This window comes from Vibrio sp. 1159 (assembly GCF_033340395.1).
In the GTDB taxonomy this organism is placed as follows: Bacteria; Pseudomonadota; Gammaproteobacteria; order Enterobacterales; family Vibrionaceae; genus Vibrio; species Vibrio alginolyticus.
On the sequence record NZ_JAWOWL010000017.1, the window covers coordinates 47745 to 66340 of the forward strand.

Annotated in this window: 16 protein-coding genes; 9 read left to right on the forward strand and 7 right to left on the reverse strand. The window is 47.9% G+C overall.

Annotated features, from left to right (window positions below):
- The 5 genes from R7127_RS14535 to R7127_RS14555 form a co-directional block, all read right to left on the reverse strand.
- A complete protein-coding gene (locus R7127_RS14535; protein WP_262584325.1) occupies positions 1-1131 on the reverse strand; it encodes an enoyl-CoA hydratase/isomerase family protein in 1131 nt (376 codons plus the stop codon).
- Positions 1132-1141: 10 nt separating this feature from the next.
- Positions 1142-1918 carry an enoyl-CoA hydratase gene (locus R7127_RS14540; RefSeq protein ID WP_213891419.1) on the reverse strand — a complete coding sequence of 259 codons (777 nt, stop codon included), beginning with the start codon at positions 1916-1918 and terminating at the stop codon, positions 1142-1144.
- Positions 1919-1967: 49 nt separating this feature from the next.
- The gene (locus R7127_RS14545) at positions 1968-3122 is read right to left on the reverse strand and encodes an acyl-CoA dehydrogenase family protein (RefSeq protein WP_205391206.1); all 1155 of its coding nucleotides are present in this window, start codon (positions 3120-3122) and stop codon (positions 1968-1970) included.
- A 95-nt stretch (positions 3123-3217) separates the two neighbouring features.
- Positions 3218-4711: a CoA-acylating methylmalonate-semialdehyde dehydrogenase gene (locus tag R7127_RS14550; protein WP_053304725.1), complete on the reverse strand. Its 1494-nt coding sequence runs from the start codon at positions 4709-4711 to the stop codon at positions 3218-3220.
- Between the two features lie 70 nt (positions 4712-4781).
- Positions 4782-5960, reverse strand: coding sequence for a thiolase family protein (locus R7127_RS14555; protein WP_046264876.1), 1179 nt, complete (start codon positions 5958-5960; stop codon positions 4782-4784).
- Positions 5961-6169: 209 nt separating this feature from the next.
- Between R7127_RS14555 and R7127_RS14560 the strand changes: the two genes are divergently transcribed.
- The 7 genes from R7127_RS14560 to R7127_RS14590 all read left to right on the forward strand — a co-directional run bounded on the left by R7127_RS14560 (position 6170) and on the right by R7127_RS14590 (position 13798).
- Entirely contained in the window at positions 6170-6556 is a 387-nt protein-coding gene (locus R7127_RS14560) for a MerR family transcriptional regulator (protein ID WP_005373242.1), read from the forward strand.
- Positions 6557-6601: 45 nt separating this feature from the next.
- A complete protein-coding gene (locus R7127_RS14565; protein WP_318141986.1) occupies positions 6602-7771 on the forward strand; it encodes an isovaleryl-CoA dehydrogenase in 1170 nt (389 codons plus the stop codon).
- Between the two features lie 114 nt (positions 7772-7885).
- Positions 7886-9493 (forward strand): carboxyl transferase domain-containing protein, encoded by a 1608-nt coding sequence (locus tag R7127_RS14570; protein ID WP_172563752.1) that lies wholly within the window; start codon positions 7886-7888, stop codon positions 9491-9493.
- Between the two features lie 104 nt (positions 9494-9597).
- The gene (locus R7127_RS14575) at positions 9598-10380 is read left to right on the forward strand and encodes an enoyl-CoA hydratase-related protein (RefSeq protein ID WP_054702315.1); all 783 of its coding nucleotides are present in this window, start codon (positions 9598-9600) and stop codon (positions 10378-10380) included.
- Entirely contained in the window at positions 10373-12421 is a 2049-nt protein-coding gene (locus R7127_RS14580) for an acetyl/propionyl/methylcrotonyl-CoA carboxylase subunit alpha (protein ID WP_170893168.1), read from the forward strand. The genes R7127_RS14575 and R7127_RS14580 overlap by 8 nt, the downstream gene beginning before the upstream one ends.
- Entirely contained in the window at positions 12402-13304 is a 903-nt protein-coding gene (locus R7127_RS14585) for a hydroxymethylglutaryl-CoA lyase (protein WP_172563751.1), read from the forward strand. The genes R7127_RS14580 and R7127_RS14585 overlap by 20 nt, the downstream gene beginning before the upstream one ends.
- A gap of 173 nt (positions 13305-13477) precedes the next feature.
- Positions 13478-13798: a DUF1840 domain-containing protein gene (locus tag R7127_RS14590; RefSeq protein ID WP_005373256.1), complete on the forward strand. Its 321-nt coding sequence runs from the start codon at positions 13478-13480 to the stop codon at positions 13796-13798.
- Between the two features lie 98 nt (positions 13799-13896).
- On the opposite strand, the gene R7127_RS14595 is transcribed toward R7127_RS14590, so the two are convergent.
- The gene (locus tag R7127_RS14595; RefSeq protein ID WP_005463614.1) at positions 13897-14763 is read right to left on the reverse strand and encodes a mechanosensitive ion channel family protein; all 867 of its coding nucleotides are present in this window, start codon (positions 14761-14763) and stop codon (positions 13897-13899) included.
- 338 nt (positions 14764-15101) lie between these two features.
- Here R7127_RS14595 and R7127_RS14600 point away from each other — a divergent pair, with 338 nt between their 5' ends.
- Positions 15102-15650 (forward strand): sugar O-acetyltransferase, encoded by a 549-nt coding sequence (locus R7127_RS14600; RefSeq protein ID WP_033906440.1) that lies wholly within the window; start codon positions 15102-15104, stop codon positions 15648-15650.
- Between the two features lie 9 nt (positions 15651-15659).
- Here R7127_RS14600 and R7127_RS14605 read toward each other — a convergent pair whose 3' ends face one another.
- Positions 15660-17093, reverse strand: coding sequence for a PLP-dependent aminotransferase family protein (locus R7127_RS14605; RefSeq protein WP_081107495.1), 1434 nt, complete (start codon positions 17091-17093; stop codon positions 15660-15662).
- A gap of 136 nt (positions 17094-17229) precedes the next feature.
- Between R7127_RS14605 and R7127_RS14610 the strand changes: the two genes are divergently transcribed.
- Positions 17230-18594 (forward strand): cytochrome ubiquinol oxidase subunit I, encoded by a 1365-nt coding sequence (locus R7127_RS14610; protein WP_005477080.1) that lies wholly within the window; start codon positions 17230-17232, stop codon positions 18592-18594.
- Positions 18595-18596 lie beyond the last annotated feature (2 nt).

Consider the following 18596-nt stretch of genomic DNA (forward strand, 5'->3'; position numbering starts at 1 on the left):
CTAAAGTGCCGCTATAGCTACCGACGATGCGGTCAGTGGGTATTCTGCTGAGTCAATTGGCGAGAAGAAGCGCTCCAAAACTTGTGGCGTTACGTCAGAAACCGTGCGATGTTGCCAAGTCGGTTGATTGGTTTTATCAATAATCAGCGCACGAACCCCTTCTCTAAAATCACCTTCTAAGCCACAACGTAGTGTTAGGTTAAATTCCATATCAAAACACGCTTTCAAAGAGAGGTTTTGATACTGCGTTAACTGCTGATAAGTGATACTGAGCGACAACGGACTGCCATAGTTCAGTGACTTCTGCGCATTGACGAACCACTTGTTATCAACGTTAGCACGGCTGATTGCATCAACAATTGACGCTAAGTCACCCGAACATAACTGCTCAATCAATTCCGCATAGGGCATCAACATCCCTTCGGTTGGCTCGTCCACGTGTACCGAACGCAGCGTAGTGGCGATTTTTTCGTTGATGCTCGCTTCACCTTTCCAACTTACCGATGCAAGCAGATCCAGCAGCACTTGCTTGTTTTCTGGCTGTGCAATCCATTGGCTTAACCCCAACGCTTTCATATCTGTTGCGTTAATTTGACAAGCCGTCAAACTTAAGAACAGTGCCAAATGTTTTGGCAACTGGTTCAGGAAGTACGTCGCGCCTACATCTGGGTAAAGGCCAATTTTAATCTCTGGCATTGCAAAGCGTGTGGTGGTTTCTGCTACGCGATGGCTGGCACCCATAAACAGGCCAACTCCCCCGCCCATCAAATAACCATGTCCCCACGCGATGATCGGTTTTGGATAAGTATGAATAAGATGGTCACAGCGATATTCGAGGTCAAAGAAGGTTTCCATCGCTGAAAACGCAGAATCAAAGTCTTGCTCTTTGTTTTCAAGTGCACGGTAGATCGCTTGAATATCACCACCAGCACAAAACGCTTTTTCACCTTGAGCATGCAAGAATACCGCGATGACGCTGTCGTCCGTTTGCCATTCATTAAGCTGTTTGTACAACTTCTCAATCATCACGTAACTCAACGCGTTGAGAGCTGCTGGGTTATCAAGCTCTAGCACACCAATAACAGAGCCATCAGCGCACTTAAGCTTTGAAACATTTACTGTACCTGTCATTTGGCCTCCGCTAGCTGTTTGTCCATTGTGGCTTGCGCTTTTGCAAAAACGCATTCACACCCTCAGTCTGATCTTGTGTATTGAACAGCTGTAAAAACAGTTCACGCTCCAAAACCAATCCAGCTGCATGAGTTTGGCTGCGTCGACCTTGAATGAGCGTTTTGCACGCAGACACAGATTTCGGTGATTGACCTGCAACACGCTGTGCTAGCTCCATAGCCGCTTCGAGTGCTTGACCTTTCGCCACCACCTCTTCGACTAACCCAATTTTTTCCGCTCGCTCGGCCGTCACACGCTCGCCACACAGGATCATACGCTTCGCCCAACCTTCACCTACCAACGCGGTCAGGTTTTGCGTCCCACCCGCACACGGCAACAAACCTACCGATGCTTCAGGAAGTGCCATTTGTACTTGTTCTTCTGCGATACGAATGTCACACGCCATCGCCACTTCCAGACCGCCGCCCATCGCATAGCCATTAATCGCTGCGATAGAAACCCCATCGAATGCAGACAGCGCTTCAAACGCTTCACCAAATGCGAACGCCATGTCTGCTGCTTGTGATTTATCACCCGATGCAAAGTTATTAAGATCTGCTCCAGCAGAAAAGAACTTCTCGCCTTCGCCTGTTAAAACCAACGCATAAATAGAGCGATCATTGCTAAGTTCAATCGCCAACTCTTTTAGCTGATTCAAAGACTCAAGCGTCCAAGTGTTCGCTGGCGGATTACTAATCGTGAGCTTGGCAATATGCGCTTCGCGCTCTAATTTCATTTGTGCCGTCATAATCTTTCAGTCCTTTTTAATTTCTTTAGGTAAGGCTGTGTCTCGCTGACTAAAGCAGCTCAACGCCTTCCGTTAGTAATCGTCTTGCGACGATCAGACGCATGATTTCGTTGGTACCTTCAAGAATTTGGTGAACACGAACGTCTCGGAAATAGCGCTCGACTGGATATTCTTTGATGTAGCCATAACCACCGTGAATTTGCAGCGCCTGATCGCAGACTTTAAAGCCCACATCAGTAGCAAAGCGTTTTGCCATGGCACAGTACGCACTTTTTTCTGCGTGCTGGGCATCGAGTTTAGCGGCAGCGAGTCGCACCATTTGACGCGCAGCGACCAGCTCAGTCGCCATATCAGCAAGCTTGAACTGCAACGCTTGAAATTGCGCCAGTGAACGGCCGAACTGTTTGCGTTCGTTCATGTATTGCTTGGCTTCGTTCAGTGCTTGTTGCGCAGTACCGACGGAACACGTGGCGATATTGATTCGACCGCCATCCAGACCAAGCATGGCGAACTTAAAGCCTTCTCCCTCTTCACCCAACAGATAGTCAGCCGGAATGCGGACATTTTCGAAGGTAATCATGCGAGTTGGCTGGCAGTTCCAACCCATTTTGGCTTCTTTTTTACCGTAGCTAATGCCTTCGCAATCAGCAGGAACAACGAATGCAGAAACGCCACTCGCTCCTTCACCACAGGAACGCGCCATCACGACTAATACATCTGTATCACCGGCACCCGAGATAAACACTTTTGCGCCATTGAGAACAAACTCATCGCCATCACGCACTGCGCTAGTCGTTAGAGAAGCGGCGTCAGAGCCGGCATTAGGTTCGGTTAAACAGTAGGAAGCGAGCTTTTCACCCGAAATTAGATCCGCGCTAAATTGCTGCGCCACTTCGGCTTTGGCAAAGCTGGTGATCATCCACGTCGCCATGTTGTGAATGGTCATAAACGCAGTAGTCGCGGTACAACCCATAGCCAACTGCTCGAAAATGATCGCCGCATCCAAACGAGATAACCCCAAGCCACCGTGCTCTGGTGGCGTGTAGATACTCAAAAAGCCCAGCTCACCCGCCTGACGCAGTACATCTTTAGGGAAGTGATGGTTTTCATCCCACTCGGCCGCGTGCGGCGCTAACATTTGGTCTGCAAACTGCTTTGCTACTTCGGCAAACGCGAGTTGATCTTCGTTTAATTCAAAATCCATCTTGAAGTCCTAAGGTCTAATTCGTTGCATTTGTATCCGAGCCAAGCCCTCTAAAAGGATGAAGGGCTTGGCTAGAGGTGTCGCTAATCCAGTAATTAGCTAAGTTGAATAGTCATGTTTGGACCGCTTGGAATGTCATCTTCAAACCAACGCGCGGTGACAGTTTTCGTCTCGGTGTAGAAGCGAACCGCTTGTTTACCGTAAGCATGCAGGTCGCCGTAGAAGCTGCCTTTCCACCCAGTAAATGAGAAAAATGGCAATGGCACCGGAATCGGCACGTTGATGCCTACGTTACCTACTTCGATATTGTGTTGATACTTTCTCGCGGCAGCGCCGTTCGCCGTAAAAATAGACGTACCATTACCAAAGCGGTTTGCATTGATCAGTTCAATCGCTTCATCTAGGTCATCCACTTCCATAGTTAACAGCACAGGCCCGAAAATTTCTTCCTGATAAATCGACATGTCTGTGGTCACGTTGGTAAACAGTGTTGGCCCCACCCAGTTACCGTTCGGAAAGCCAGGCACTTGGCAGTCTGTCCCGTCCAGAACACAATTCGCGCCTGACGCTTTGCCTTCATTAATCAGATTCACCACTCGCTGCTTCGCTTGAGGGCTAATCAGCGGACCATAACCAGCGGTTTCATCATCCCACGCGCCAGGCTGAACCTGAGCTAACGCCTCTTTAAGCTCTGGAATCCATTCTTTGGTTTCGCCGACAAATACGGCAACCGAAATAGCCATACAGCGTTGGCCTGCAGCACCAACTGACGCGCCAACTAGGTTATTGATGACTTGCTGTTTGTTTGCATCCGGCATGATGACCATGTGGTTCTTAGCACCTGCAAATGACTGCACGCGTTTCAGGTTGTCTGTACCTGTTTTGTAGATGTACTCACCAACGGGCACAGAGCCAACAAAAGAGATCGCACGAACAACTGGATCAGTCAGAATGCGGTCGACTTGCTCTTTGGTCCCGTGAACAACTTGCAATACGCCTTTTGGTGCGCCAGCTTGTTCAAACAGCTCCGCCAGTTTCATTGCCGTTAGTGGCACTTGCTCTGACGGCTTCAAAACAAAGGTGTTGCCACAAGCGATCGCCATCGGGAACATCCACAATGGGATCATCGCAGGGAAGTTAAACGGTGTAATGCCAGCACAAACGCCGAGCGGTTGAATGTAAGAGTAACCATCAATATTGGTCGCGACGTTCTCAACCGTTTCGCCCATCATTGAGCTACAAATGTTTGCAGCTTGCTCTACCACTTCAATTCCGCGCCAAATGTCACCCTTTGCATCCGCGAGGGTTTTGCCTGTCTCACTTGAAAGCAGTATCGCCAACTCATCGTGTTGCTCTTTTAACAGATGTTGGTAGCGCAACATCAATCTAGCACGCTCCGGCGCTGCAACTTCTTTCCAGCGTTTGAACGTTTCTGTTGCGCTGGCAATCGCCGCATTCATTTCCGATTCCGTGGCACAAGGTACTTGTGCAATCACTTCGTTGGTTGCCGGGTTGGTTACATCTAGCCATTGTTTTGAATCGGAGATGGCAAATTCACCACCGATATACTGCTTTACTTGTTCTGTCATGATGACACCCTTGTATTTTTCAGCTTGTTACTGACTACTGTTATGTAAGTGAAACTTTGTTGAGAGTGATTTAGCAGATTTCAATCGCGATAGCGGTAGCTTCGCCGCCGCCAATACAAAGCGATGCAACGCCACGCTTACCACCAGTTTGTTTTAGCGCATGAATCAAAGTGACAAGGATTCGATTGCCACTTGCGCCTATTGGATGCCCCAGCGCACAAGCCCCTCCGCGAGGGTTCACTTTGCTCTCGTCCAGTTCGAGAGCTTTCACCGCGTATTGAGTCACGACAGCAAAAGCTTCATTGATTTCCCAAAGGTCCACGTCTGATTTGTCCCAGCCCGTTTTTTCCAGCAGCGATTCAATCGCGAAGACTGGTGCGATGGTGAACTCATCAGGCTGTCTTGCATGCGTGCTGTACGCGACAATTTTGGCTAGAGGCTGAAGGTTTTCCTGACGACCAAACTCACTATCGACTAAGATCATTGCCGACGCACCATCCGAAATGGAACTAGAGTTTGCTGCGGTTACCCCGCCATCTTTGGCAAACGCAGGGCGTAAGGTAGGAATTTTAGTGACGTCGAGTTTGCTCGGTTGCTCATCATCTACAACCAAGGTTTCGCCGCGTCGACTTTTTACGTTAACGGGCACGATCTCTTCTTTGAACAAACCTTGTTCGATTGCTTGCTGCGCACGAGTCACCGACTGCTGCGCCCAGGCATCCATACTTTCACGGCTGAACTGATACTTTTGCGCCGTCTGTTCTGCAAAGACACCCATCAGCTCGCCTTGGTAGGCATCCTGCAAACCGTCATAAAACATGTGATCAAGCACTTGCTCGTGACCTAAACGGAAACCATCACGCGCTTTCTTTAATAGATAAGGAGAAGACGACATGTTTTCCATGCCACCAGCGATGACAGCATGCGCATTACCAGATTGAATAAGGTCATATGCCAGCATCACGGTTTTCATACCCGATCCACAAACTTTGTTCAGTGTCGTACAACCAATCGATTGTGGCATTTCAGCTTTAAGGCTTGCTTGTCTTGCAGGCGCTTGCCCCACACCAGCGGGTAAAACGCACCCCATCAACACTTCGTCTATTTTGTGCACATCGAGTTGGCTTTCGGCTAGCGCCCCTTGAATGGCTTTCGCACCGAGTTCCGTGACATCTGTTGAAGCTAATGCACCTTGAAAAGAGCCGATAGGCGTTCGCTTAGCGGCAACAATCCATGTTTCATTTTTCATTCCATTAACCTTTTGTTGACGTTTACGTCATAACTATACTAACATTTACGTTAACGTCAAGTTTGAGGTTATTGTTTGTTCGAGTGATTCTTTGATTTCGAGTAAATGCGAGTGATATCAAGGCTCAAGAGTGGATGTTGTTTGTTTACTTTAACGTTAACGAATTGTATATTCATGTAAATGTTATACGAAAGTCGTAAGGTTAAGGAATGAACACATTTAAGATCAGCGAGCTCGCGAAAGAGTTCGACATTACTACTCGAAGCATTCGCTTCTACGAAGATTTAGGTCTCCTAACTCCAGAACGTAAAGGCAACACTCGAATCTACAATGGTCGTGATCGAATTCGACTAAAACTGATTTTGCGAGGTAAGCGATTGGGCTTTTCTCTTGCAGATATCAAAGAGTTATTTGAACTCTACGATACCGATCAAAGTACTGAGCAGTTGAACTATATGATTCGGTTGATCGAAGAGAAGAAGGCAGCATTGCAACAGCAAGCAAACGACATTCAAGCGGTAATGATGGAGTTAAATGCTGCGCAGTTGCGATGCCAAAACACACTGAGATCCATGAAAGGCGAAAAAGTCACCTAACACCTCAACTCTGGGATGTAGGTGACGTAAAGGCAAGGACACGCAATGAAATCTACCTACTCTTCCCTGAACTTTGTTTATGACGAAAATACCGATTTGCTTCGCGAGCAAATCAATAGTTTTGCTGCAAGAGAAATTGCGCCGCTAGCGCAATCTATCGACCAAACTAACGACTTTCCAAACCATCTTTGGTCCAAATTAGGTGACATGGGTCTTTTAGGTGTGACCACCAGCGAAGAGTTTGGTGGTGCAGGCATGGGCTATCTCGCCCACGTTATCGCTATGGAAGAAATCAGCCGAGCATCCGCTTCGGTTGCGTTAAGTTACGGCGCTCACTCCAACCTTTGCGTCAACCAAATCCACCGTAACGGTACACAAGCGCAAAAAGAGAAATACCTACCTAAGCTCATCTCCGGTGAACATATCGGCGCCCTTGCTATGAGTGAACCCGGCGCCGGCTCTGATGTGGTCTCTATGCAGCTTAAAGCCGAACGTAAAGGCGATATTTTCCTATTAAATGGCAACAAAATGTGGATCACCAACGGCCCTGATGCACACACCTATGTTGTCTACGCAAAAACAGACCCAAGCCAGCACTCCAAAGGCATCACGGCGTTTATTGTGGAACGCGGATTCCCTGGATTTACTCAAGCACAAAAACTCGACAAGTTGGGCATGCGCGGCTCGAATACGTGTGAGCTGGTCTTCCAAAACTGCGAAGTCCCTGCGGAGAATATTCTCGGCGAAGAAAACCAAGGCGTGAAAGTATTGATGAGCGGCCTCGACTACGAACGTGTGGTGCTTGCAGGCGGCCCACTTGGCATCATGCAGGCGTGTATGAATATCGTTGTGCCTTACATTCACGACCGTAAACAGTTCGGTAAATCCATCGGTGAATTCCAGCTAGTTCAAGCAAAAATCGCCGATATGTACACACAAATGAATGCCGCTAAAGCGTATGTTTACGCCGTCGCTGCCGCTTGTGATCGCGGTGAAACCACACGTAAAGATTCTGCTGGCGCGATCCTCTACAGCGCAGAGCTGGCAACCAAGATGGCACTGGATGCGATTCAACTACTTGGCGGTAACGGCTACATCAACGAGTTTGATACGGGCCGTTTGTTGCGAGATGCCAAGCTGTATGAAATCGGTGCGGGCACTTCAGAAATTCGCCGCATGCTTATTGGTCGCGAATTGTTTAACGAAAGCGCCTAATCAACATACCTATGCGTTCTGAATCTAAATAAATTCCTTATTCAACCTAAATCTTATTCAACATAGATAAAGGCGGGTGGTGTCACCCGTCTACCGAATGGAGATCGGCTATTTATGGCTTGTTTGACGACCAATATTAATACCCATTCAGAGCAGTATCAGGAAAACTACCGCTCTATGGCGTCGCTCGTGGATCAACTCTATACCGTGACTGCGCAAATCGAAGATGGTGGCGGCGAGAAAGCACGTGAGCATCAGCAGAAGAAAGGCAAACTTCCGGTACGTGAGCGCATTCTTGCCCTCCTCGATCCCGGTTCATCCTTCTTAGAAATTGGCCAGTTCGCGGGTTGGGATGTGTATCCAGATTACGTTCCATGTGCTGGAGTGGTTGCCGGTGTGGGTGTAATTGACGGCACTGAGTGCATGATCGTCGCGAACGACGTGACGGTAAAAGGCGGCAGTTACTACCCACTCACCGTGAAAAAGCACTTAAGAGCACAAGAAATTGCAGAAAAATGCCAACTGCCGTGTGTTTACTTAGTCGATTCTGGCGGCGCTAACCTACCCCGCCAAGATGAGGTCTTCCCAGACAAAGACCACTTCGGTCGTATTTTCTATAACCAAGCCCGAATGTCAGCCAAGGGTATCCCGCAAATCGCTGTGGTCATGGGGCTATGTACCGCTGGCGGCGCTTATGTTCCTGCGATGTGTGATGTTTCCATCATAGTCAAAGAACAAGGCACGATTTTCTTGGCAGGTCCACCTCTTGTAAAAGCAGCGACAGGTGAAGAAGTCAGCGCGGAAGATCTTGGTGGCGCAGACGTTCATTGTCGCACCTCTGGTGTGGCGGACTATTACGCAGAAAGTGATCACCACGCGTTAGAGTTGGCAAGACAAGCCGTTTCTCAAATTAACCACTTGAAACCCGTCCAACTCAAGCAAAAAACGCCACTGGAGCCGCGTTTTCCTGCCCAAGAGCTGTACGGCATCGTCGGAACCGATCTCAAAAAGCCGTTTGATGTTAAAGAGGTCATTGCCCGAATTGTTGATGATTCCCAGTTCGATGAATTTAAAGCCTTGTTCGGCGAAACCTTGGTCTGTGGCTTTGCCCATATTCACGGTATGCCGATTGGCATTGTCGCTAACAACGGCATTCTATTTTCGGAATCAGCACAAAAAGGCGCGCATTTTATTGAGCTGTGCGCACAACGCAAAATTCCTCTGCTCTTCTTGCAGAACATCACGGGCTTTATGGTCGGTCAGAAGTACGAAGCCGAAGGCATCGCCAAACATGGTGCGAAAATGGTAACTGCTGTTGCGTGTGCAGACGTGCCGAAGTTTACCGTGGTTATTGGTGGATCGTATGGCGCAGGGAACTACGGCATGTGTGGCCGCGCTTATGATCCAACCATGATGTGGATGTGGCCAAACGCGCGCATCTCCGTCATGGGTGGAGAGCAAGCGGCTGGCGTGATGGCGCAAGTGACCCGCGATATCAAAACTCGCAAAGGTGAAAGCTGGAGCGTAGAGGAAGAAGAAGCGTTCAAACGTCCAATTGCGGAGCAATATCAGACTCAAAGCCATGCATACTACGCCAGTGCACGCCTGTGGGACGACGGCATTATTGACCCTGCGAAAACCCGTGATGTTGTCGGCATTGCTCTGTCTGCTGCGCTTAATGCGCCCATACCAGACAGTAAATTTGGCATCTTCCGTATGTAGTCGGATGCAAGGCAAACCTTAACTCCTCGCGAATACCGATGTTTAACAAGTAATGGTTAGCGAGCATTGAAATACAGACTGAAATGTCAGACAAAGGAAGTCACATGACCGGACTACTGCTTGAAAAAGACAGCAATGGCGTTGCCTGGTTGAGCCTGAATCGACCAGAAAAACACAACGCGTTTAATGATGAATTAATTGCTTCACTTATCGAAACCTTGGAACAACTTGAGCGAGACGACTCTCTACGCGCGTTAGTATTAACGGCACAAGGGAAACACTTTTCTGCGGGTGCAGACCTTGGCTGGATGCAGTCAATGGCCACCAAAACCGAGAGTGAAAACCTGCAAGACGCACAGCAATTGGCGATGCTCCTGCATAAACTGGATACCTTTAGCAAACCAACCATTGCTATGGTGCACGGCGCAGCATTTGGTGGCGCACTTGGGCTTATCTGCTGCTGCGATATCGCTATCGGCACACCTGAAAGCCGCTTCTGTTTGAGTGAAGTGAAACTCGGCTTATTGCCCGCGACCATCGGACCCTACGTAATTCGAGCGATTGGACAACGCCAAAGCCGACGCTACTTTTTGACTGCGGAAATGATCGATGCCGAAACCGCTCTATCGATGAGTATTCTTCATCAGATAGACGCTCAACCACGTGAAGCCGTCAATCGCACCATTGATCACCTGCTCAACAACGGTCCACAAGCCATGCAGGCAGCAAAAACGCTCTGCTTACGTTGTGACAATCAACCTATCGAGCATTCATTAATTGAATACACCAGCCAAGCTATTGCAACCGCCCGCGTGTCCGCAGAAGGACAAGAAGGACTAGCTGCATTTTTTGAAAAGCGCGCCGCCAATTGGAGGAATCATGTTTAAAAGAATACTGATCGCAAACCGCGGTGAAATTGCCTGCCGAATCATTAAAACCGCAAAAGCCATGGCTATCGAGACGGTTGCCGTCTATTCCGAAGCGGATCGCAGCAGCTTACATGTTAAACAAGCGGATTTCGCTGAATTCATTGGCCCCGCTCCGGCGAGTGAATCGTATCTCGATATCGATGCGATTATCGGTGCTGCGAAAAAATGGCAAGCCGATGCTATCCACCCTGGGTATGGTTTTCTTTCCGAGAACCCGAAACTGGCGAAAACGTGCAGCGAAAATGGCATCGCCTTTATTGGCCCTTCCACCAGCGCAATTGAGGCAATGGGTTCTAAATCTCAAGCCAAGGCAATCATGTCAGAGGCGAACGTGCCCTTGGTTCCCGGCTATCACGGCACAGACAACAGCGTAGAGCACTTATTAGCGGAAGCTGAAAAAATCGGTTACCCAGTGATGCTTAAAGCAACCCAAGGGGGCGGCGGTAAAGGCATGCGAGTGGTCAATAGCGCAGCCGAAATGCCTCTGGCCATCGACGGTGCGCAGCGTGAAGCACTTTCAAGCTTTGGCGATAAGCAGCTTCTAATCGAAAAATGTATATTGCAGCCTCGCCACGTTGAAGTTCAGGTATTTGCTGACCAACATGGCAACTGTGTCTATCTTTCTGATCGCGATTGCTCCATTCAACGCCGTCACCAAAAAGTAGTCGAAGAAGCACCAGCTCCCGGTCTTAGTGATGAACTGCGTAAACAAATGGGTGAAGCTGCGGTTCAGGCCGCTCAAGCGATCGACTATGTTGGCGCGGGCACGGTGGAGTTCTTGCTCGATAGCCGCGGTGAGTTTTACTTCATGGAAATGAATACTCGTCTGCAAGTTGAACACCCTGTTACTGAATTGATCACCGGCGTTGATTTGGTGGAGTGGCAATTAAAAGTCGCAGCTGGCGAGCATTTACCTATTTCGCAATCTGAAATCACCCACAACGGTCATTCAATTGAGCTGCGAATTTACGCAGAAGATACAGACAATGACTTTATGCCGTCGACTGGCCGCATTGATTACTTAAAAGAACCCGTATCAGACAGTAGTGTGCGCCTAGCGTGCGTACGCGTTGATAGTGGTGTTACCCAAGGCGATAGCATCAGCGAATATTACGATCCAATGATCAGCAAACTGATCGTCTGGGGGCAAACTCGTGATATCGCTCTAAAGCAGATTAAGCAGGCGTTAACTCAATATCACGTACGTGGAGTAACGACAAACATTGGTTATCTGCACAGTATTATTTCGCAGCCAGCCTTTGCCGAGATTGAGCTCGATACAGGTTTCATCGTCACACATCAACAAGGCATAAATGAGCAGCAAGACGTGTCGGATTCAATCTGGCTTACATTGGCGGCGGTTGCTCGCTGGAATGATCTCATTTCAAAATCAGACAGCTCAACGTTACCCGCGCCAACCAGACGAGGTTTTAGACTGTCAGTTGACAACGTTTACCGATTTAACTTCACGGATGCCAATGCCAACCATCAGGTACGTTTGCAACAATCATCGCAAGATACAGGAACTCACTTCACTGTCCGATGTGGTGAGGAGCTGCATCAGGTCATCCTGCTTGAAAGTGACAACCAGTTTATCGTCGATATTGATAATGTGCGTTACACCTTTAATGCACTTAGCAACGAACAAAAGACAACACTATTTTATCTTGGTCAGCAGCGCACGTTCGCTCATCAACCTAACTTTGACTCTGCAAAAGATGTAGATGATGAACTAAGTCCAACCGCACCACTCAACGGCATAATTTCAGCAGTTATGGTGGCTAAAGGTGACGAAGTGGCGGCGGGCGATCCGCTTTTGGTACTCGAAGCAATGAAAATGGAATACACCATCACGGCTCCGGTAGCAGCAAAAGTCGACGAATTGTTTTATCAGCACGGGGACCAAGTACAGCACGGTTCCATCCTGCTGAATTTGTCTTTGATATCGGATAACGTCAGTGAAGATAAGGAGCGCGAATATGCTACCAGCGAAGGTTAATATCGTCGAAGTCGGCGCTCGTGATGGTCTGCAAAATGAAACGGCAGTGACGCTGGTTGATAAAATCCGTTTGATTAACCAACTAAGCAGCAGTGGCTTAAAGCATATTGAGGCTGGATCTTTCGTCTCTCCAAGGTGGGTGCCTCAAATGGCCGATTCCGATCAGGTGTTTGCTGGTATCTCAAAAAAGCCTGACGTGGTTTATAGCGCGCTCACACCAAATCTCGCAGGGTTAGAACGTGCGCTGGAAAACGGTGTAAAGCGAATTGCGGTGTTTGGCTCCGCTTCAGAAACGTTCAGCCAGAAGAACATCAACTGCAGCATTACCGAAAGTCTCGCTCGATTTGAACCCGTTATCGAATTGGCGAACCAGCACAACATTCCTGTACGCGGGTACTTGTCTTGTACCATGGTGTGTCCATATGAGGGAGTAATCAAGCCAGAGCAAACTACCAAGGTCGCCAATACGTTGTTTGATATGGGATGTTATGAGATTTCGCTCGGTGATACTGTCGGTAAAGCAACGCCTAATCGCGTTATCGCCATGCTGGATTCGTTGTTAACGCTACTGCCAAAAGACGCGCTCGCAGTACATTTTCATGACACTTATGGACAAGCATTAGCCAATATCTACCAAGCCTTGTTAATGGGCATCAACACCATTGATAGCGCAGTAGCGGGGCTCGGCGGCTGCCCTTACGCGAAAGGAGCCAGTGGCAATGTTGCAACGGAAGATGTACTTTATCTGTGTGAGCAACTTGGGATTGAAACAGGCGTTGACCTTGGCGTCATCAATGAAGCGGGTTGGCAAATTTGCCGTGCGTTAGGAAAGTCTCCTGCTTCTAGGGTCGCATTGGCTCTAGGCGATCCGTATAGCTTGTAAATCATCAACAACCAATCAGGTAATGTATTTCAACGGGCATGCAGACGTACGTGCCCGTTTTTTGTTGTTACTCATAAAAACCTTAACGCTCAACGGTCTTCATCACATTAATTAGTGTCTGATTTCAGCTACAATTTAGTTTCAAACCGAACATATAAAACAGGATAAGGTAAATGCTCATAACATTTCGTTGTCGAAGCCACTCAAACGTCACAATGTTTGGTGATATTGCATTAGATATGCTCAAAATGATGGGTCACAGCGGCACGGTGCCGGGATCAATTTCCGCTCAAGATGTTCCTGACGCGCTATCAAGATTAACTTCTGCTCTATCTGCGAAAAATGCAGCTGAAGAAAACCTCCCTACTGATGTAGACGAAGAGGAAGAACAAGCAGAGCCCGCGGTAAGCCTAGGACGCAGAGCGTTTCCACTGATTGAGTTGCTAAAATCAGCAATCAAAGAAGAATGCGAAGTCATGTGGGACAACCAATAACGCCTTCAAACTGGTTTCTAGCGAGGTGAATCCATATTGTGACCGCCTCGCTATCACTACTCGAAGCCAAGATAAGGGCACCTACACCGCTTATCGCCCTATCCGTTTCTCTCCCTAGACAACTTGATTTCCCCATCAATGTGCACATCTCGTTGTGGAAACGCGATTTCAATACCGTGCTTTTCGAAAGCTTCATAGATTTCAAAACGTATGGCACTTGCGACCGATCGAATCCCGCCTTCAACCGTTGAGTTAATCCAAAAATAAGATTCGAAGATCAAAGCATTATCGCCAAAGTCTTGAAAAAACACGTCTGGAGCTGGCGAACTCAGAACTTGCGCTTGCTGCGAAGTCACCTCCGCCATTAAGGCAGCAACCTGTTTGACATCGCTCCCATACGCGACGCCGACGACGACCGAGCCACGGACTAATCTGTCGCATAACGTCCAGTTGATCACCACGTTCTCAATCAATTGACTGTTGGGAATGAGCATGTGAACGCCATCGGTTCGCCTGATTCGCGTTGAACGCGTATTTATTTGCTCGACAATGCCTTTGGCTCCCTCGACCTCTAAAAAGTCCCCAATTCGGATTGGCTTTTCACCAATCAAAATCCAGCCACTTATGAAGTTGTTAATGATGTTTTGTGCACCAAAACCGAAGCCGATAGCGATGGCACCAGACAGAAAGGCGAACGCGGTGATTGGCACATTGATCATCGAAAGTGTGGTCATAAAAATAATGGCGAGAGCGATGACAAATAATATCCGTTTAACCAAATGAATGACGTTTGGATCTTTCCCCGATGAGGACATTCTTGACGTAACGGTTTTGATTAAAATTTTGGACAACCATAAAGCGACAATCACCCATGTCGGCACCATCAATATCGCCCACAACGTGATAGGTTGTTCGTTAAAGGTAAACAGCGTTGTTTCTAAAAATGAAATGACCCGTTCGAACATAAAGTGCTCACTCTTGATTCATCGTTGCCAGCAAGCCAGAGCGCATAAGTCTTAAATTTTTAGGTCAATCGATAGCGCAAGCGACTCAATTAAGTTCTACTTATTAACTATATTGTAATCTACGTAAAACGCTTCGAGTGGTTTCCCGCTTTGGCTTCAACACGATTAAGCCATTTAAGGAGTACGTCTTTGTGTACTCAACGAGCCAATCAACCGACTGAATACGCAAGGCAAATCAGTGATAACTTTCTGATTTTTAAGCATCAAATTTTCACTTCGAATCACCTTCATTTATTATTATGCACCTTATTGCAAACAACATTGATGGAATGATTGTTATGTCAGAACTGACTCGGATGCGCTCTGGAGAAACCTATAATTGTCTGGATGAAGAACTAAAGCTGATGCGCGCCAAAACCGCGCAGCTTGTCTTCCAATTTAACCACGAGCCAAACCCAAGTATCCGTAGACAACTATTGGCGGAAATGGGCGTCCAATTAGAAAACAGCGCCTGTATAGAGCCACCGCTTCAACTTACCTACGGTTGTCACTTGTCCATCGGGGAAAACTCCTACATCAACTGGGATGCCATTATTCTGGACAATGGGCAGGTTAAGATTGGCGCGGACGTCATGATTGGGCCTAGAGTGCAAATTTACACAGCCGCTCATTCACTCGATACACAAAGACGCTTAGCCGGAGATGAGATCGCCAAACCGGTAAAAATCGGCAATAACGTTTGGATTGGTGGGGGCGCTATCATACTGCCAGGCGTGACCATTGGCGATGAGGCCGTCGTCGGCGCTGGCTCTGTCATAACCAAAGACGTTGCGCCGGGCGATCGAGTTGCTGGAAATCCCGCGCGCTCTATTAAACCAAAAAACTGAAGAAAGTCGCTATTTCGCCAAATGACAGCGAATAATGTTGGCAAGCAGATTGAGAGCATGGACGTATTTGTCATTGAGCTCAAAAGAAGCGTTAAGACGAATACAGTGATCGTATTGTTCTGTCAGGCTGAACATCTTTCCCGGTGCGATGCTGATATTATCTTTTAGCGCTTCTCGATATATCTGCAAGGCGTCGATATGCTTGGGAAGCTCTAACCAAATAAAGTACCCGCCGCTTTGGCTTAACACTTTGACTGCTTCAGGTAACAGCTCACTAAGCAGATCCGTCATCTTACTTTTACGTTCAAACAGCTTTTTCCGTAACTGCTTCAAATGCGATTCATAATTGCGGCTTGTTAAATAATGCACCAATGTCATTTGCACTGGTGCACTCGTCGCTAATGTACTCATTAGCTGTAACTTTTGTACCTCTAGCGCCCGCTTTCCCGCCGCAACCCAACCAATACGTAGCCCTGCGATTAATGATTTTGAAAACGAGGAGCACAACATGGCATTGCCCGTGTCATCAAACATTCTTAGTGGGTAGACCGAGTCATTCCCTGCATGCAGTTCGCTGTACACATCATCTTCAATCACTGGTACGTTATATCGCTGTGTCAGCTCAATCAGCTTTTGTTTTTTCTCGTTGGTGAGCGTAAAACCCAGAGGATTTTGGAAGTTCGACATCAGCCAACATGCTTTCACATCGTGTGTTTGCAGCGCTCGTTCCAATGAGTCTAGGTCAATGCCCGTGACTGGGTCTGTTCTTACTGAGAGCGCTTTCAAACCTAACCGCTCTAAGGATTGCAATGCACCGTAGAATGCAGGCGACTCCACAACCACCCAATCTCCCGGTCTTGTGCAGGCTTGCAAACTGAGCGTTAACGCCTCCAGCGCGCCTGCCGTAATAACAATTTCATCGGGTGAAATTTCAATGCCTTTCGCAGCATAACGCTTCGCGATGATGGTGCGTAATTGTTCGTTTCCCGGCGGTAAGTTATCAAAGGCGGTAGAAATCGGCATATTGCGAGCGGCTGCGCTCATCGCCCGATTCACGTGATAGCGTGGGTACAAACTTGGATCTGGATAGGCAAAGCCAAAATTGATCATGGATGGATTTTTACTCGCTTGCAGCACATCAAAGATAAATTCATTGATGTCTACCTGTTCTGTCCACGAAACCGCGGCTGGCGCTTGGGGTTCATTTGAACTCTTAATATTGGGAGCGACTCGATAGCCAGAGCGCGGCTGTGAGGTGACCCAGCCTTGAGATTCCAGAATTTGATAGGCATGCAACACCGTCATCAAGCTTAAACCCGAGTGTTCAGATTGGCGACGCAGAGAAGTCAGCTTGTCACCCGGATGCCATATCCCCGATTTTATCTGCCTTTTAAGCTGTTCCACTAACTCTTGATACTTCGCCAAACGCAAATCCCCCTCCATAAAGCTGAATTCAAAATAATAACACTTCAATATTTAATCTGTTATAGGTTTATAGTCACTGTCTGTACCTACTTCCCTCATTCCGCTCCTTTTAAAATAGCTCTCTCATAAAACTTAAAAGATCAAAGGAAGTTTAATGTTTGGCCTCGACGCATTTATGCTTGCACGGATACAGTTCGCCTTCACGGTATCCTTTCATATTATTTTCCCCGCTATCACCATAGGTTTGGCCACCTATCTCGCCGTGCTGGAAGGCTTATGGCTAAAAACACGTAATCCCGATTACCAAAAGCTCTATCACTTCTGGTCGAAAATTTTTGCGGTTAACTTTGGGATGGGCGTTGTATCTGGCCTTGTCATGGCCTATCAATTCGGCACCAACTGGAGTGGTTTCTCCGACTTCGCTGGTTCTATCACTGGCCCATTACTGACTTATGAAGTGTTAACGGCTTTCTTTCTCGAAGCCGGATTTCTTGGCGTGATGCTGTTTGGTTGGCGTCGCGTCGGCGAAAAGCTGCACTTTTTTGCAACCTCGATGGTGGCGTTAGGCACGATCATTTCGACCTTCTGGATTCTCGCCTCCAACAGTTGGATGCAAACGCCACAAGGCTATGAAATTGTCGACGGACGTGTGGTGCCAACCGACTGGTTTGCTATCGTTTTCAATCCTTCATTTCCTTATCGTTTGGCTCACATGAGCGTCGCAGCTTTTGTCAGTTCAGCACTCTTTGTAGGCGCGTCAGCCGCTTGGCATTTATTGAGAGGCAATCAATCGACTGCGGTAAAAACCATGTTTTCGATGTCGCTCGGGATCTTAGTGTTCCTTGCGCCACTCCAAGCCGTGATTGGCGATGTGCATGGGCTAAACACTCTGGAACACCAGCCCGCCAAAATCGCTGCCATCGAAGGACATTGGGATAACAGTGATGGCAAACCAACCCCATTGATTTTGTTCGGCATGCCAAACATGGAACAAGAACGCACAGACTATGCCTTAGAAATTCCTGTTCTAGGAAGTTTGATCCTACGCCACAGTTTAACTGAGCCAATCCCGGCGCTGAAAGACTTCCCGAAAGAGGAACGACCGAACTCACCTATCGTCTTTTGGTCATTTCGAATCATGGTCGGGCTAGGACTTCTGATGATTTTTCAAAGCTTCTACAGCATGTGGTTACGAAAAAAGAACACGCTTTATACCTCGCGTTGGTTCCTCAAATTTTCATTATTTATGGGGCCATCTGGCCTTATCGCAATACTCGCTGGCTGGTTTACGACAGAGGTTGGTCGGCAACCTTGGGTCGTGTATGGCGTACAAAAAACGCGTGATGCGGTTTCTGCACACGGAGACCTACAAATGAGCATCAGCCTGCTGTGTTTCCTTGTTGTATACAGCTTGGTATTTGGTTTTGGTTATTACTACATGATCCACCAAATCAAGAAAGGCCCCGATGCAATCGAACACGATGAGCACGACATGACGACCGTTTCAGGTCGCATCTAGAA

What these genes read in the sequence shown, in the direction of transcription:
- R7127_RS14535 (WP_262584325.1), bottom strand. Translation starts at nt 1,131, where the DNA reads ATGACAGGTACAGTAAATGTTTCAAAGCTTAAGTGCGCTGATGGCTCT.
- R7127_RS14540 (WP_213891419.1), bottom strand. Translation starts at nt 1,918, where the DNA reads ATGACGGCACAAATGAAATTAGAGCGCGAAGCGCATATTGCCAAGCTC.
- R7127_RS14545 (WP_205391206.1), bottom strand. Translation starts at nt 3,122, where the DNA reads ATGGATTTTGAATTAAACGAAGATCAACTCGCGTTTGCCGAAGTAGCA.
- R7127_RS14550 (WP_053304725.1), bottom strand. Translation starts at nt 4,711, where the DNA reads ATGACAGAACAAGTAAAGCAGTATATCGGTGGTGAATTTGCCATCTCC.
- R7127_RS14555 (WP_046264876.1), bottom strand. Translation starts at nt 5,960, where the DNA reads ATGAAAAATGAAACATGGATTGTTGCCGCTAAGCGAACGCCTATCGGC.
- R7127_RS14560 (WP_005373242.1), top strand. Translation starts at nt 6,170, where the DNA reads ATGAACACATTTAAGATCAGCGAGCTCGCGAAAGAGTTCGACATTACT.
- R7127_RS14565 (WP_318141986.1), top strand. Translation starts at nt 6,602, where the DNA reads ATGAAATCTACCTACTCTTCCCTGAACTTTGTTTATGACGAAAATACC.
- R7127_RS14570 (WP_172563752.1), top strand. Translation starts at nt 7,886, where the DNA reads ATGGCTTGTTTGACGACCAATATTAATACCCATTCAGAGCAGTATCAG.
- R7127_RS14575 (WP_054702315.1), top strand. Translation starts at nt 9,598, where the DNA reads ATGACCGGACTACTGCTTGAAAAAGACAGCAATGGCGTTGCCTGGTTG.
- R7127_RS14580 (WP_170893168.1), top strand. Translation starts at nt 10,373, where the DNA reads ATGTTTAAAAGAATACTGATCGCAAACCGCGGTGAAATTGCCTGCCGA.
- R7127_RS14585 (WP_172563751.1), top strand. Translation starts at nt 12,402, where the DNA reads ATGCTACCAGCGAAGGTTAATATCGTCGAAGTCGGCGCTCGTGATGGT.
- R7127_RS14590 (WP_005373256.1), top strand. Translation starts at nt 13,478, where the DNA reads ATGCTCATAACATTTCGTTGTCGAAGCCACTCAAACGTCACAATGTTT.
- R7127_RS14595 (WP_005463614.1), bottom strand. Translation starts at nt 14,763, where the DNA reads ATGTTCGAACGGGTCATTTCATTTTTAGAAACAACGCTGTTTACCTTT.
- R7127_RS14600 (WP_033906440.1), top strand. Translation starts at nt 15,102, where the DNA reads ATGTCAGAACTGACTCGGATGCGCTCTGGAGAAACCTATAATTGTCTG.
- R7127_RS14605 (WP_081107495.1), bottom strand. Translation starts at nt 17,093, where the DNA reads ATGGAGGGGGATTTGCGTTTGGCGAAGTATCAAGAGTTAGTGGAACAG.
- R7127_RS14610 (WP_005477080.1), top strand. Translation starts at nt 17,230, where the DNA reads ATGTTTGGCCTCGACGCATTTATGCTTGCACGGATACAGTTCGCCTTC.